The sequence below is a fragment of the Lacrimispora amygdalina genome, assembly GCF_900205965.1.
In the GTDB taxonomy this organism is placed as follows: Bacteria; Bacillota; Clostridia; order Lachnospirales; family Lachnospiraceae; genus Lacrimispora; species Lacrimispora amygdalina_A.
In genome coordinates, this window is the sequence record NZ_OAOF01000004.1 from 109,290 (window position 1) to 124,802 (window position 15,513).

11 protein-coding genes are annotated in these 15,513 nt (G+C 45.4%); 2 read left to right on the forward strand and 9 right to left on the reverse strand.

Annotation, left to right across the window (positions count from 1 at the left end; translation table 11 throughout):
• Positions 1-11: 11 nt before the first annotated feature.
• From CRO04_RS07360 to CRO04_RS07370, 3 genes are all read right to left on the reverse strand, one after another.
• On the reverse strand, positions 12-887 hold the full coding sequence (locus CRO04_RS07360) for a carbohydrate ABC transporter permease (RefSeq protein WP_097003593.1): 876 nt from the start codon (positions 885-887) through the stop codon (positions 12-14).
• A gap of 14 nt (positions 888-901) precedes the next feature.
• Positions 902-1,831 carry a carbohydrate ABC transporter permease gene (locus tag CRO04_RS07365; RefSeq protein ID WP_097003594.1) on the reverse strand — a complete coding sequence of 310 codons (930 nt, stop codon included), beginning with the start codon at positions 1,829-1,831 and terminating at the stop codon, positions 902-904.
• 112 nt (positions 1,832-1,943) lie between these two features.
• The gene (locus CRO04_RS07370) at positions 1,944-3,380 is read right to left on the reverse strand and encodes an ABC transporter substrate-binding protein (protein WP_166432498.1); all 1,437 of its coding nucleotides are present in this window, start codon (positions 3,378-3,380) and stop codon (positions 1,944-1,946) included.
• A 214-nt stretch (positions 3,381-3,594) separates the two neighbouring features.
• Between CRO04_RS07370 and CRO04_RS07375 the strand changes: the two genes are divergently transcribed.
• Together CRO04_RS07375 and CRO04_RS07380 are read left to right on the forward strand one after the other, a co-directional pair.
• On the forward strand, positions 3,595-5,217 hold the full coding sequence (locus CRO04_RS07375) for a response regulator transcription factor (protein WP_097003596.1): 1,623 nt from the start codon (positions 3,595-3,597) through the stop codon (positions 5,215-5,217).
• Positions 5,217-7,001: a sensor histidine kinase gene (locus CRO04_RS07380; protein ID WP_097003597.1), complete on the forward strand. Its 1,785-nt coding sequence runs from the start codon at positions 5,217-5,219 to the stop codon at positions 6,999-7,001. The genes CRO04_RS07375 and CRO04_RS07380 overlap by 1 nt, the downstream gene beginning before the upstream one ends.
• Positions 7,002-7,167: 166 nt before the next feature.
• On the opposite strand, the gene CRO04_RS07385 is transcribed toward CRO04_RS07380, so the two are convergent.
• From CRO04_RS07385 to xylB, 6 genes are all read right to left on the reverse strand, one after another.
• The gene (locus CRO04_RS07385) at positions 7,168-8,442 is read right to left on the reverse strand and encodes a BclA C-terminal domain-containing protein (protein ID WP_097003598.1); all 1,275 of its coding nucleotides are present in this window, start codon (positions 8,440-8,442) and stop codon (positions 7,168-7,170) included.
• A gap of 520 nt (positions 8,443-8,962) precedes the next feature.
• A complete protein-coding gene (locus tag CRO04_RS07390; protein ID WP_097003599.1) occupies positions 8,963-10,900 on the reverse strand; it encodes a BclA C-terminal domain-containing protein in 1,938 nt (645 codons plus the stop codon).
• Between the two features lie 194 nt (positions 10,901-11,094).
• Entirely contained in the window at positions 11,095-12,576 is a 1,482-nt protein-coding gene (locus CRO04_RS07395; protein WP_097003600.1) for an L-fucose/L-arabinose isomerase family protein, read from the reverse strand.
• Between the two features lie 61 nt (positions 12,577-12,637).
• Positions 12,638-13,264 carry a DUF4867 family protein gene (locus CRO04_RS07400; RefSeq protein WP_097003601.1) on the reverse strand — a complete coding sequence of 209 codons (627 nt, stop codon included), beginning with the start codon at positions 13,262-13,264 and terminating at the stop codon, positions 12,638-12,640.
• A gap of 20 nt (positions 13,265-13,284) precedes the next feature.
• A complete protein-coding gene (gene fsa / locus CRO04_RS07405; RefSeq protein WP_097003602.1) occupies positions 13,285-13,938 on the reverse strand; it encodes a fructose-6-phosphate aldolase in 654 nt (217 codons plus the stop codon).
• Positions 13,939-13,972: 34 nt separating this feature from the next.
• Positions 13,973-15,496, reverse strand: a complete 1,524-nt coding sequence (gene xylB / locus CRO04_RS07410; RefSeq protein WP_097003603.1) for a xylulokinase — start codon at positions 15,494-15,496, stop codon at positions 13,973-13,975.
• Positions 15,497-15,513 lie beyond the last annotated feature (17 nt).

The window sequence follows — 15,513 nt, forward strand, 5'->3', positions numbered from 1 at the left end:
CAGATGGAATCTTAACCCTTTACCGCTCCTGCTGTCATTCCACCCATAAACTGCTTGCTTGCCGCAATATATACAAGGATAATGGGGACAATGGCAATGGCAGAGCCTGCAAACAGAATATTCCAGGCTGCCGCTCCGTCTCCTGCATTCTGGAGAGCTACAACTCCTACCGTCAGCGGACGAAGCTTCTCATTGGTCATAGTAAAGATTAATGGAAGAATGTATTCGTTCCAGCCGCCGCGGAAGGATAACAGGGCAACGCTTGCCAGGGCGGGTTTTAATACTGGCAGAATGACTTTGCTGTAGATTCCGAAGAAGCTGCAGCCGTCTATCTTAGCAGCTTCATCCAATTCCTTTGGAATGCTGTTCATAAAGCCATGAATCAGGAATACATATGTAGCCTGACCGCCGCCTGCTGAAATCAGTATGATGGAAATCAGTGAACGGTTCATGTTCATTTTTACTGCCAGCTCAAACAAAGGGCGAAGTGCCACGCTTCCTACATTTATGAACATGAACATTACCATGGAGTTATAGATCAGACTTTTTAAACGGAACTCTTTTCTGGAAAATACATAGCCTGCCATACTGCTCACAGTGAGGGAAACCGCCATGACTCCAAAGCTGATGATCAGACTGTTTAAGGTGTATCTGGAGAAATTTGCCATTTCCCATGCCTGAATATAGTTATCCATAACAAACTTCTGTGGAAGCAGATTTACGCCGCCCCGTACCAGCTCATTGTTTGTTTTAAAGGAACCAAATAAGATATAAATTACCGGATAAACAGTAAAAAATGCCAGCGTAGCAAGAAGAAGAAAAATAGCTGCATTTATTAGTTTGGTTTTACGGGATTCTACAGAATGCCCTTTTGTTTCTTTTGCCATTATTTTTCTACCTCCTATGAAATCTCATCCATTTTTCTGCTGATCTTTAAATATACAATCGTAATTAATCCCACAATAAGCGCTGAAATAATGCTGAGGACGGAGCCATATCCGATCTGAAGCTGGGTCGCTGCTCTTGAGGTACCAAATACCATCTGAAAAATATAGGAGAACATAACATGGGTCCGGTTGTTGGGACCGCCTGCCGTCAATACCAGGATGGACTCGTAATCTTTAAATGCGGTGGTGATTGCCAGCATTATTACAACTTTTAACACAGGTCCCAGCATGGGAAGGGTTATCTTGAAGAAAGTCTGAATGCCATTTGCACCGTCTATCTGTGCACTTTCATAAACATCGGAAGGGATTCCTGCCAATCCGGAAATCAGAAGAATCATGTAATTTCCAAAACCGCCCCATACTGCCACAATGACAACTGCCGTCATGGCTGTCTTGCTGCTTCCCAGCCAGTCTATTGGCTGATTTATAATCCCGATGACCTGAAGAAAAGCATTTAAAACACCATTATAAGTAGCAAAGATAAAATACCAGATCAGACTGTATACCGCCGAACTGATGACAGTAGGAAGAAAGTAAATACCCTGAATCAGTCCGCTTCCAAACCGTCTTTTCTGTAACAGTACCGCAGTCACCAATGACAGAGGTAACAGAAACAGAAGCTTTAATATGGCATATTCAAAGGTGTGAAGAACGCTTTTCCAGTATATCCCATCTCCAGTCATACGTTTAAAGTTCTCAAATCCAACAAAATATGCTTTAAAACCATTGTAATCATAAAAAACATACCGGATCAGCCATGTAAATGGATACACCGACATTACCAGGATAAAAAAGATGGTGGGAACCAGCATCAGCCACATGGGAATATCTCCATGATCCCAGCTCTTTTTTAACCGATGTCCAAAAGAATTGTTTGAATTCATTTCCTTCACTCCTTATTATTAATCTAGAATCATTTGCCCCACTCCTGCTCACCCGGTGAAAGAAAAGCTGCTGCAAGACAATAGTTCTGTTTGCAGCAGCCGTAATACCATTTTACTTATCCAGATATTCCACTGTGCCTGCGCCTGGATGAAGAGGATCATAGTCCTTAATAACCACACGTTTTGTCTTGCCCATTTTCACTTCTTTATCCAGAGCATCGTTGTAGGTCTGATTTAACTTTGCAATGGTATCGTCAATGGAAGGTCCTTCCGGCAGACATGCATTCCAGAGTGCATCTCTGAAATTTTCTCCATCAGGAGTTACAGATGGAACAACCGGGTACACTGCTTCGTAATCAGCGCCTGCAAAATCAGCCATTCTTCCGACTTTGCTCTTATCAATCTTGTCTTCCATATATTTGGAGATTGGCAGGGAATAACCACCTTCTAAATAGCCCTTTAATACTTTTTCTGAACCAAAATATTCAATAACTTCCCAGGCTTCCTTGGGATGCTCTGTAAATGCACTCATCATCCAGCCGGTATTGGGAGAACAGGCCTCAGCACCTTTAATTTCGCCATCCAGTGTGGGAAGCTGTGCAACGCCCCACTGAATCTTAGCTGGGAACTGCTCGGTAAACACGGTTGCTTCCTGAGACGCATTGCCATGAATTGCTGCATGGCCTTCTGCAAACTGCACACGTGCCGGATCGATCTTCATGGAAGCAGAACCAGGAAATACACTTTCTTCTTCAAACATCTTACGTACGGTTTCAAGGTATGGTTTAAATCCTGTAAAATCAAATTTTCCTTCTTTATAATTATACAGAGTTACTCCGCTCATTTCTGCAGAATGCTCTAACCATCTTTCAAAAGGACCGCTGGCTCCCGGGAAAATAATTCCGTAATAATCTCCGGCTCCTGCCTCTGTGATCTTCTTTGCTAACTCCGGAAGATCGCTGACTTTTTTCGGAACTTCAAGTCCCAGTTTGTCGAAAATATCTTTGTTATAGATCAGTCTGGAACCGCTTCTTTTACCGCAAGGCACCCAGTATATTTTATCTCCGATTACATTGAAGCCTTCGTATAAGTTCTGATCCACTTCATTTACTTTTTTAAATTCATCAGTCAGGTAATCATTGATTGGCTGAATGATTCCATTCTCTGCAAAGTTCTTGAAATCTTCACCACTGATCTGGGAGAAAATATCCGGAGACTGACCGGAATTTGCTGCCATAGAAAGTAAATTTTCATAATTTTCTGTCTGAATAACATAATCAAGCACAATATGATCATTGGTTTTATTGAACTCATCCACCACCTTGTTCATGTACTCCAGGTCATGTCGGTTATCTGTCCAGATGGTTATTTTTACCTTGTCTGATGAAGCTGAATCTTTTTTTGTTTCTCCCCCTGAAGCGGTTGTCTTCTCTTCGCCTCCCGCTGCCGCAGTGCTTTGCTCTGTACTTTTTGCCCCACATCCGGATAATGCCGATGCTGCCATCATACATGCCATCCCCATTGCTGCAAGTCGTCTTATTTTTCTCATAGTTTCTGCTCCCTTCATTTGTTTGCTTTTACCTTCTTGTTGGTGATGTGCTTATATAATAAAACATTTTATCCAATCCAGACACCACTTTTTCTACTATGAATGTAACATTTTTTTCGAATTATTTTATCATAGTCCGTTCACCTTGCTTTTCATTATGCACAATGCTATAATTGGCTTGCTTCTCAATACTAACTAAGGAAAGGATACCGTTATGAGCCCAATATCCATGATTACGTTACTGATTGTAGACGATGAGGCGGAGATCCGTTCCGGACTTCGTTCCATTATACCCTGGGAAGATTATTCTATTACATTGATTGGTACCGCTGCCAATGGTGCGGAGGCCTTAGATAAAATCCGCTATTATGAGCCGGACATTGTTATCACCGATATTCAGATGCCGGGAATGAACGGCCTTGAGCTGGTACGGCGTGCCAGAGAAGAACAGTTTGACTGTTCTTTTGTTATATTAACCGGTTATGACGAATTTGAATATGCAAGAACTGCAATCCGGTACGGAGTGCGGGAATATCTGTTAAAACCCATTTCCATTAAGGATCTGACCGAACTGATCCAGAATTTAAAAGAAGATATCTTAAGCAAACGGGATTATCACAGCGACCAGCTTTCTACACTGAGAAAGCTGCGCAAAGCACAGGTTTCCCTTCGAAAGCAGAACTTAATTCCCCAGCTTCTGCGGGGAGAGCTCTCTGCCACGGAGCTTCATAAAGTAATACAGGAGTACAATCTGCCCATACAGGATAAGGAGAGCTGCGCTGTTTTAATCCAGGCCTTTTCCACTTTTCAGTATACGGAAGAAACTGCTGAGCTGGCCAATACCCTTGTCCCCATGCGGGAGGCTCTGGAAAAAGAGATAAATGGTTTACCGGCACTGATCTCTGATTATCCTCCTGCCGGTCTTGTGTTAGTGGTAAATCTTCCATTTCAGTCAGACCGGTGGTGCTCACTGCGGGAGCTGCTGGAGCATCACATCCGGATAACAAATACAGGTGGAGCAGCCTGCGTAACAGCCTCCATAGGAAAGCCGGTTCCTTCTCTTTGCGCCATTGCTGCCTCTTTCCAGGAATCCAGGCAGATTATTACCTGGCATATCTATCCCCAGACCGGTCCTGTTCTGGATTCTGCTGTTTTAGATCCCCGGCAGCCTTCGGTGATCATGCCTGGAGATGATCTTCTGGAAGCTGTGTTAAAGGATGACAGAGAAGGCATACAGAACTGTTTTCAACTTTATTTAGATAAACTGACCGCATCTGTTCTTCCTCCGCCATCTTATCTGTACAGCATGTGTAATTATGTAATTATCACATTGCAGAGCCAGTTGTCCCGTTACTTAGACGGACCTCCTAAAAGCTACTCCGGTAATTCCTTTGCTGCATTGCAAAGCTTAAATTCACTGGAAGATATCAAGTACTTTATGGTAAAGATCCTTTCCGGATTTGCGGAAGAGCTGACGGTCAGTCAGGCAGCTAAGAACGATCCCCTAATCCAGAAAGCACTTGATTACATTAATAAGAACCTTTTAAAGAATCCGCGGACGGAAGATGTATGCAACTATCTGGGGCTTAGCAAAAGCTATTTCAGCACTTATTTTAAGAATAAAACACAGCTGAATTTTCGTGATTATACCCTGGATTTAAAAATTAACTATGCGCAGGAGCAGCTCAAGTTTCAGGAACATACCTCAGGGGAAGTCTCCCTGTTACTTGGTTATGAAGATTACCGTTCCTTCAGCCGGGCCTTTAAGGCAAGGACCGGACTCACCCCCTCTGAATACCAGAAACAGTTTGCTGCCGGTGAAAGGAGCACTTCTTAATGAAATGGTTTGCAAATTTAAAATTTCGTTATCAGCTTGTGACCGGAATGATTTTCATCACATCAGCTGCCCTTTTTCTGATTGGACAGCTGTCCTATTCGTATTTTTACCATCGCAATACCAATGAAGTCCTAAGAAGAGCTGGCAGTTCGGTTCATATGGCGGGAGATTCCCTTTCGTCTCAGTTTAATTCGCTCTCAGCGGCTACCAATCATCTGTTGGTGAAAGACCCTTTTCCCCAGATGATTGCCGACATCAACAACTATAAATTTACAGGCTATGCCAGGTATTTCACCGCCGCTACGGCTGTTACAGATTCATTCCTGCAGAATCATGATCTTGTAAATAATGTACTGGTCTACGGTGATGATCACATAATGTTCAGTCCTTCTTCCCTTGGAATCAGCAGGCACTTTGACCAGCTTCTCCCTGAGGATATCTGGCAATATCCCCGTATCACGGTTCTGCCTACCCGGTATAGCAGTATGTTCGGCAAAGAAGGGGTTATTCCAATCTCTTACCCTGTATCCAGCATTCTCTCTTCTAAGCATCTGGCTTATCAGGATATTCCCAACTGCCGAAAAGTCCGGTTCATTCTCCTGATCGATACGGATCAGATCCGGGATTATTTTAAACGAATGTCCAACCGCTACACTTACTGCATGTATCTGGCCGATGAGAACGGACAGCCTTTGGATATTACCAAAAAAGAGTATCCGGATGCATTTCTCCCCCAGATCTGCAATTGGATTGCAGATGGCTCTCCCGGGCAGGAGGGAACGGTGAAAGCAGAAAATGAAGATCTGTTTCTGACTATGGATCGCATTAAATTCAGTGATTTAAATGTAATCCACATAACAAAGAAATCAGCTCTTACCGGAGATATAAAGGAACTTCGCTCTTTTTTTATTCTGGTGTGGATTGCCTGTTTCCTTGCAGCTGTTTTACTCAGCATGGCTCTGTCCGGTCTTCTTACCAGAAATTTAAGGGTGCTTGGAACTATAATACGAAGTATCAACGACAAAACCTATACAAAGCGGAGGGAATTTAATCATACAGACGAAATCAGTCTTCTGGGAGTCCAGTTAAACCAGATGTACGATACCATTCAGCTGCAGCTTTTACAGATTAAGGATGAGGAACAAAAAAAGGCAATGGCGGAAATACAGATGATGTCGGAACAGATTAATCCTCATTTTCTATATAATACGCTGGAATGCATTCATTTTCAGATATTAAATGGTCATTCGGAAACTGCTGAGGGGATGCTTGAAAGTCTGGGGAAATATTTAAGGACTACACTTAGTTTTGGGAAAACATTGATTTCTATAGAAAAAGAAGTAGAACATGTGACTTCCTATATGGAAATCATGAACCGCCATTCTTCTGATGGGATTTTGATGGAAACAAAGATTGACCCTCTGTTAAAGGACTGCAAAATCATGAAAATTCTTCTCCAGCCGCTTGCGGAAAACTGCATACGCCATGGCTTTGACGGTTTTATAAGCGGTTTTGAACCGGTTCCGCCCCGAATTGATATTGTGATATCATCAGAAGAAAACAACCGGATCACAATAGAAGTAACCGACAATGGTAAGGGAATTGATATTGAAGTAGCGAATGCCTGCATTACGGAAAACTCTCCGGAGTCTCAAAAGCATTTTGGATTATCCAATATACAAAAGAGATTAAACGCGTGCTACGGGGATTCTTTTCATATATCATTTATAAGTATCCCTTATTTAAAGAACAGTGTTATTATTGAACTACCAAAGGATATTTAAAAACCAGATCAGTGTGATGTTCCATGCTGATCCGGGTTTAATTTATTATTGTAACATGTGGTTAATTGTCTGCGAAACATAAAAAATGACAAATATGCTGCAAAATCTAATGCCCCCATCCCAGTTAGATGAAGGGACGGGAGCATTTTGAAAAATTAAATCAAAATCATATTACTCTTACAAGTGTCATATACGTGCTTGCACCGCCCAGAAGCGTAGCTGCTCCCAGTAAACCAAATAATTGCAGGGAAATAGTATCACCTACAGTTAACGGTACAATAAATGTTGTCTCCAGGTTATCTGCAGCAATCGTCGGTGTAATAACAGATGCTGCTATCGGTGTTCCGTTTTGTGTGATTCGTGAGGATACCAGTAACGCTGCGGTTGTTGAGACGGCATAACTAATCAGGTATTCGCCTGTTGAAGGTACTGTAAATACAGTATTGGTTCCATCTACAATAAACGTATTTAAATTTTGATTATCTGGCAGCGGTATATCGGTACCTCCTAATACAACTGCAATGACTGCTGACGTTGTATTGGATGCAGACATACTGTCACTCGTTACGGTTGCTCCGGTTGGGCCGGTCGGACCTGTGGGACCTGTAATACCAGCTATTCCTGTGGGACCCGTGTCTCCCGTTGGACCTGTCGGACCCGTATCTCCCGTCGGACCTGTCGGACCTGTCGGACCTGTATCTCCCGTCGGACCTGTCGGACCTGTGTCTCCTGTTGGGCCGGTCGGACCTGTGGCTCCCGTCGGACCTGTCGGACCTGTGTCTCCTGTTGGGCCGGTCGGACCTGTGGCTCCCGTCGGACCGGTGAGGCCTGTTGCTCCTGTCGGACCTGTAAGACCCGTTGGACCGGTCGGGCCTGTGGCTCCCGTTGGACCGGTCGGACCCGTTGCTCCTGTCGGACCTGTAAGACCCGTTGCTCCTGTCGGACCGGTTGGACCCGTTGCTCCTGTCGGACCTGTAAGACCCGTTGCTCCTGTCGGACCGGTCGGACCCGTTGCTCCTGTCGGCCCTGTCGGACCAAAATCATCCTGGACTACAACCAGAGTTCCCCTCAAAGGAACAATTTGTGAAAAGTATACAGTTGCTGTACTGATATTTACAAGTGAAACCGTAACTGGAGCAGTGACTACATCAATAATGCCAATTCCATATACTTCCCCTGTATTTATAGGTGAATTTCCTTCCAAAAGATCCCCCTGCGAGGATGATAAAGCAAAGGCTGTCCCATTTGTCGATTGAGTAGATTGAGTTGCCAGCCACCAATCCAGAATATATCTTCCAGCTTCAGATATAGTAATTACTCCTGTAACTGGATTGTAGGATATAGCTCCGAATGAATAGACTATGTTGTCAAAAGGGACATTGGCACCTGAAGCTACAGTTGTAACTGTATTCAGTTCAATTTGCAGAGCATTATTCGCCATAAAAAATCCTCCTCTTTATAAAAGGCGCATCAATCTGATAACACCTAATAGCATTGTATGTAATGGCTGAGGTTTTCGATACTATAATTTTCATTGCCGGAGAGACTCACAAAATCCTGTGCCTGGTCTAATGTAGGACTACCCTCACAAAAATGCAATTGCCTGAGTTGGTGTGTATGCCAACCGAAATGATACCAATAAAGGAAAATGTGACTCCATACATTAAGCCACTCCTTTATGATAAATGGAAAAAGCGTAGTTTTAAGAAGTAAATCGGACGTCGGAAGAACATGATATATATCAAACATGGAGATTGCTACATCTGTAGTTATGGGAGAATTTTATGGCATGTAGGAAAGTTATAAATGATACTGCCTTCCCCAGCCAAAAGCTCATAGATTTTCTGGAATAAAGGCAATTCGGATAGGAGGTGCCACGGAGTTTCGGGAAGAATACGTTTATTGATCCGACTGTATTTCGAAAAGAAATACAGCCGGATTATTTTAACCACTTACATCATTTAGGACAACAGTATCACATCGAATTGTGCGCCTACACCTGTAGAGGAATCCGTAGTAAAAGGAACTGCCGAGTTGTTCCTGAGTGTAAGAACGTCCCCTGCGGCGAGCGTAAGCATGGCATCGCCGCCTGTTTCGCCCACAGCAGTAAGCAGATTCACATTTGTTGATGGGTCCACAACTCCATTCACGGCAATTGCAATAGCTGCGCCTACACCGGCAGTAATATTAACACCGTAGTATATCTGGTAAGTGCCGGCGGTTGGAACTGTTACCGGCGCAGTTCCAGCGGTATGAGTAACGCCGCTAAGAGGACCATTGTTGCTAAATGTTACATCCGCGCCTCCGGCAACCACTTGACCTCCAGCCGTCAAATCATACACATATCCGAATGTTGTTACACCCGCTCCAGTTGGGCCGGTATCTCCCGTCGGACCCGTTGGGCCGGTATCTCCCGTCGGACCGGTTGGACCGGTATCTCCCGTCGGACCCGTTGGACCTGTGTCTCCGGTTGGGCCTGTATCTCCTGTTGGGCCGGTTGGGCCGGTATCTCCTGTCGGACCGGTTGGACCCGTATCTCCGGTTGGACCGGTTGGACCCGTATCTCCGGTTGGACCGGTTGGACCCGTATCTCCGGTTGGGCCGGTTGGACCCGTATCTCCTGTTGGGCCGGTTGGACCGGTATCTCCTGTCGGGCCGGTTGGACCCGTATCTCCTGTCGGACCGGTTGGACCCGTATCTCCTGTCGGACCGGTTGGACCCGTATCTCCGGTTGGACCGGTTGGACCCGTATCTCCGGTTGGACCGGTTGGACCCGTATCTCCTGTTGGACCGGTTGGGCCTGTATCTCCCGTCGGACCGGTTGGGCCGGTATCTCCCGTCGGACCGGTTGGACCCGTATCTCCTGTTGGGCCGGTTGGGCCGGTATCTCCCGTCGGACCGGTTGGACCCGTATCTCCTGTTGGGCCGGTTGGGCCGGTATCTCCTGTTGGGCCGGTTGGGCCGGTGTCTCCTGTTGGGCCGGTTGGGCCGGTATCTCCTGTTGGGCCGGTTGGGCCTGTGTCTCCTGTTGGGCCGGTTGGGCCTGTTGGGCCGGTATCTCCTGTTGGGCCAGTTGGACCGGTATCTCCTGTTGGGCCGGTTGGACCCGTTGCTCCGGTTGGACCTGTATCTCCTATTGGGCCAGTTGCTCCTGTCGGGCCGGTTGCTCCTGTCGGGCCTGTCGGGCCTGTCGGGCCGGTTGGGCCTGTCGGGCCGGTTGGGCCTGTCGGGCCGGTTGGGCCGGTTGGGCCGGTATCTCCTGTTGGGCCGGTTGGACCCGTTGCTCCCGTTGGACCCGTTGCTCCTGTCGGACCCGTTGCTCCTGTCGGGCCGGCTGCTCCTGTCGGACCGGTTGGGCCTGTTGGACCCGTTGCTCCTGTCGGACCTGTTGGGCCTGTTGGACCCGTTGCTCCTGTTGGGCCGGTTGGACCCGTTGCTCCTGTCGGGCCGGTTGGGCCGGTTGGACCCGTTGCTCCTGTCGGACCAGCCCCGGTTAAATCATCCTGTACTACTACCAACGTTCCTATTAACGGTACTACCTGAGAGAAAAATACGGTAGCAGTGCTGATATTTACAAGAGAAACAGTAACAGGTGCAGCAGCAACCTCTATGATGCTGACACCAAATACTTCGCCGGTTTTTATTGGTGAATTCCCTTCCAGCAAATCTCCCTGGGACGAGGACAAGGCGAAGGATGTCCCATTTGTTGACTGGGATGCCTGGGTCGCCAGCCACCAGTCGATTACATATCTTCCGGCTTCCAGAAAAGTAATTACTCCCGTAGCCGGATTATAAGTGATACTTCCAGCTAAATAAACAATTGTATCAAAAAGTACATTTGCACCTGATGCTACACTTGCTGCTGAATTTAGTTCTATTTGAAGAGCATTGTTAGGCATAAATAATCCTCCAATCGTATCAATAAGGCGCTTTCAAGAAATACGCCTATAAGTAATGTATGTTGGCTAAAAGAGTTTCGATACAATTGACTTGTCCCGTGATATCGCAAAAAAATGAGGAAAGCCGATCCCAAACAGATGGCTTTCCTCTAGTATTAATTTATTATCGCTTGCTATATAAATTTCCAATCTGATTATAAAGCAAATGGATTTTCTGTCTTATAAAGCATACCCTTTGGCTGGTTAAATCCAATCTCTTCCACACCAAGATATTTAAAGATTTCAAATAAAGCTTTTCCATAATGTCCGAAAGCAACCGCTCCATGATGCGGGAAATTCTTCTCAATCAGAACATGACGGTAAAATCTTCCCATTTCCGGAATTGCAAAGATTCCAATGGAACCAAAGGAACGGGTTGCTACAGGAAGTACTTCACCCTGTGCTACATAGGCGCGAAGAATGTTGTCTGCAGTGCTCTGTAAACGGAAGAATGTGATATCTCCTGGAATAATATCTCCTTCTAATGTCCCCTGTGTTACCTCTTCCGGAAGAGCTCTTGCCATGATCATCTGATACTTCATAGAGCATGAGGACAGCTTCCTTGAGCAGGTATTTCCGCAGTGGAATCCCATAAATGTATCCTGATGGGTATAATCATGTTTTCCTTTGATATCACCTTCGTACATATCATCCGGAACCGTATTGTTGATATCAAGAAGGGTAACGGCATCTAAGCTCACGCAGGTACCAATAAACTCACTGAGTGCTCCATAAATATCAACTTCACAGGATACCGGAATACCCATTCCGGTTAAACGGCTGTTTACATAGCAGGGTACAAATCCAAACTGGGTCTGGAATGCAGGCCAGCATTTTCCGGCAATAGCCACATATTTGCGGTATCCTCTGTGCTGCTCTACCCAGTCAAGTAATGTCAGCTCATACTGTGCAAGCTTTGGAAGAATATTTGGTTTATTATTTCCTTCTCCCAATTCAGCTTCCATATCTTTTACAACATCAGGAATTCTGGGATCTCCTTCATGTTTATTAAATGCTTCAAATAGATCAAGTTCTGAGTTTTCTTCAATCTCAACGCCTAAATTATAAAGCTGCTTAATGGGCGCATTGCAAGCCAGAAAGTTTAATGGGCGTGGTCCGAAGCTGATGATCTTTAAGCTGGAAAGACCTACTAAAGATCTGGCGATCGGAAGAAACTCTTCAATCATATCCGCACATTCTTCCGCTGTTCCAACCGGGTATTCCGGAATGTATGCCTTAATGTTTCTCAGCTTTAAGTTATAGCTGGCATTTAACATTCCGCAGTAAGCATCGCCTCTGCCCTGGGTTAAACTGTCTCCGCTCTCCTCTGCAGCAGCGATAAACATAACCGGTCCGTCAAAATGCTTTGCAAGAAGGGTTTCGGAAATCTCCGGACCGAAGTTTCCAAGATAAACAACAAGGGCGTTACAGCCTGCATTCTTAACATCCTCTAATGCCTGCACCATATGTATCTCACTTTCCACGATACACACAGGGCACTCATATATATTGGCCGCATCATACTTTGTTTCATAAGCTTTGATCAGGGCCTTTCTTCTGTTTACTGACAATGTTTCCGGGAAACAGTCTCTGCTGACTGCTACGATACCTACTTTTAATTCCGGGATATTATTCATATTATGACTCCTCCTGTTATCCTAGGCTTTTTTATCTGCCTCATCATACTTTTTTTGTTCTTTATATGGAAAGATTTTCTCCTGTAATACCGATATAGGCTTCTTTTGGAAGACCGCCCTCTTCATGACCGATCAGCCATTTGTTTTTAGCAAACAACAGCTTATCTTCCTTGTTTACTGTCTTTTCAATAGGCGTTAAATCGGTATTGGTCCCCTGCGGGAGAATGACCACACAACGGAAACCGCTTTCCTCTGTATGGCATGGTGCATAATGGAGTGTTGTGGCATAAACCTCTACTACGGTTCCTTTTGGAATAAGAAATGCCTCCATATTACCTGAATCATAGCTGTAATCCGGTGTAATATCCTGCTGCCTGCCAAGGATCAGCACCAGATCAGTGACAGCAATATTTATTTCGGAATTCCTGTGATACTCTGCTGCGTTTAATTTTTTATTGTGTCCGTTGCAATAACCTACCTGTATCGGCATCTGTCCGTATAGATTGGACTCCATCTCCCTGCATACAGGAAGTGCTTCCAGTTCCTGCACGGAAGCAACATATATCACATCGTCCGGGAGCGGAGTTTCCTCCATCTTTTTTAAAAGATCACCAATTTCATAACCCTTTACGATCTTTCCATAAGCGCCAAAAGCCGGATCTGTTACCGGTTTTATCTCTAACCCCATAATAATCCCTCTCTTTTTCTCTATTCTCCGAATACTGCCACATAATCCTTTTTAAACTTCTCGATTCCCTGATCCGTCAAAGGATGAGCGGTCATCTGCAGAAGCACCTTATAAGGAACGGTTGCTATATCTGCGCCAGCCTTTGCACAGTCAATTACGTGAATGGGGTTGCGCACACTGGCCGCTATGATCTCTGTTTCAATTCCGTGAATCTGAAAGATCTCCATAATATCATTGATTAAATCAATACCCGGCATGGAGATATCATCCAGACGTCCGAGGAATGGTGAAACGTAGGTTGCACCTGCTCTTGCAGCTAAAAGTGCCTGAGCAGAAGAAAATACAAGTGTCACATTGGTTTTGATTCCTTCTGCATGAAGAACCTTTACAGCCTTTAATCCCTCTGGAGTCATGGGGATTTTAACTACCATATTGGGGTGGATTGCCGCAATTTCCCTGCCCTCTTCGATCATTTTCTTTGCATCGGTGGTTGTCGCTTTTACTTCTCCGCTTATAGGACCGTCTACGATAGAGGCAATTTCTGCAATTACTTCTTTAAAAATACGCCCTTCCTTTGCGATGAGAGACGGATTTGTGGTTACTCCGCATATAATTCCCATCTCATCTGCCATTCTGATTTCTTCTACATTTGCCGTATCAATAAAAAAACGCATATTCCAATCCTCCTGCTTTCTGTTAGTAAGTGATTTATAAACCTGCCAGTATCTTATAACTGCCTTTTAAATCTTCATAAAGCTTTTTGTAGAGCTGGTGGTAGTTTTTATATTTCTCTGCTTTTTCTGCATCAGGTTTCGTGGACTTGTCTTCGGAGATCAGTGCTTCACAGGCTGACTCCACACTCTCATATAATCCACAGCCTACTCCGGCAAGAATTGCCACACCTAACGCAGGCCCTTCCGTCTGAGCAACTGTTTTTACGCTGCACTGGTACATATCTGAAAGCATCTGACGCCATACCGGGCTTTTACCTCCGCCTCCGCATGCCATCATCTGATCTACATGAATTCCCATCTCTTTTAAAATGTCATTGCAGTCATTTAAGGAATAGGAAACACCTTCCATAACAGCACGCAACATGTGGGCCCGGGTGTGTATGGCTGAAAGTCCGAAAAATACACCTCTGCAGTCCGGATCAAGATGGGGCGTCCTCTCTCCCATCAGATAAGGAAGATATAACAGCCGTCCGCTTCCAGCTTCCACCTTTGCAACTTCTTTATTAATGATGTCATAAACATCAATTGATTCCCGCTCTGCTTCCTTCACATAATCTTTGCAGAACTGATCCTTAAACCACTTTAAGGAAAGACCGGCTCCCTGGGTAACTCCCATTACGTGCCACGTACCAGGTACGGCAGCACAGCAGGTATGAACTCTTCCCTTCGGATCAATGGTAACCTGACTGCTGTGGGCAAATACAACTCCGGAGGTTCCTATTGTGGTAAATGCTGTTCCATCTTTTACAACTCCGGTTCCCACAGCCGCAGCTGCGTTATCTCCGGCACCGCCGACTACCTTTGTCCCGTCAGACAGCCCTGTCCTTTCAGCAATCTCAGGAAGAACCGTACCCGTCACTTCGCAGGATTCATAAACCTTCCCCAAAAGCGCCGGGTCAATATCCAGCTTTTCAAGCACTTCTTGTGACCAGCATCTTCCGGGTACATCAAGAAGCTGCATTCCGCTGGCATCGGAAACCTCTGTCGCATAGACCCCTGTGAGAACAAACCTTATGTAATCTTTAGGCAGAAGAATATGTCTGCACCGTCTGTAATTATCCGGCTCATTCTTCTTTACCCACAGAATCTTGGCTGCTGTCCAGCCGGTTAACGGCGGATTTGCCGTGATTTCAATCCAACGCTCTCTTGGCATAATGGAAAGCATATCCTCTACCTCTGCGCCGGTTCTCTGATCACACCAGATAATGGAAGGACGTATCACCTCATTCTTCTCATCCAGCATCACCAGTCCGTGCATCTGGCCCGATAATCCAATTCCTTTTATCTCTTCCTTTGAAACTCCGGATTCCTTTACTACCTGGGAAATCGTCTCCAGAACCGCCTCCCGCCAATCCTCCGGTTTTTGCTCCGCCCAGCCGTTACTTGGCTGGTAAAGAGGATACTCTCTGGAAGCAGAAACCACTACCTGTCCTTTTTCATCAAACAGAACGGTCTTCGTTGCCGATGTTCCCACATCGATCCCTATCAGATAATTCATCCTCGTACCTCCTGGTA

Coding starts and splice junctions, on each gene's coding strand:
- CRO04_RS07390 (WP_097003599.1), bottom strand. CDS start 10,900: ATGCCTAACAATGCTCTTCAAATAGAACTAAATTCAGCAGCAAGTGTA.
- CRO04_RS07400 (WP_097003601.1), bottom strand. CDS start 13,264: ATGGGGTTAGAGATAAAACCGGTAACAGATCCGGCTTTTGGCGCTTAT.
- CRO04_RS07365 (WP_097003594.1), bottom strand. CDS start 1,831: ATGAATTCAAACAATTCTTTTGGACATCGGTTAAAAAAGAGCTGGGAT.
- CRO04_RS07385 (WP_097003598.1), bottom strand. CDS start 8,442: ATGGCGAATAATGCTCTGCAAATTGAACTGAATACAGTTACAACTGTA.
- CRO04_RS07380 (WP_097003597.1), top strand. CDS start 5,217: ATGAAATGGTTTGCAAATTTAAAATTTCGTTATCAGCTTGTGACCGGA.
- xylB (WP_097003603.1), bottom strand. CDS start 15,496: ATGAATTATCTGATAGGGATCGATGTGGGAACATCGGCAACGAAGACC.
- CRO04_RS07360 (WP_097003593.1), bottom strand. CDS start 887: ATGGCAAAAGAAACAAAAGGGCATTCTGTAGAATCCCGTAAAACCAAA.
- fsa (WP_097003602.1), bottom strand. CDS start 13,938: ATGCGTTTTTTTATTGATACGGCAAATGTAGAAGAAATCAGAATGGCA.
- CRO04_RS07370 (WP_166432498.1), bottom strand. CDS start 3,380: ATGAGAAAAATAAGACGACTTGCAGCAATGGGGATGGCATGTATGATG.
- CRO04_RS07395 (WP_097003600.1), bottom strand. CDS start 12,576: ATGAATAATATCCCGGAATTAAAAGTAGGTATCGTAGCAGTCAGCAGA.
- CRO04_RS07375 (WP_097003596.1), top strand. CDS start 3,595: ATGAGCCCAATATCCATGATTACGTTACTGATTGTAGACGATGAGGCG.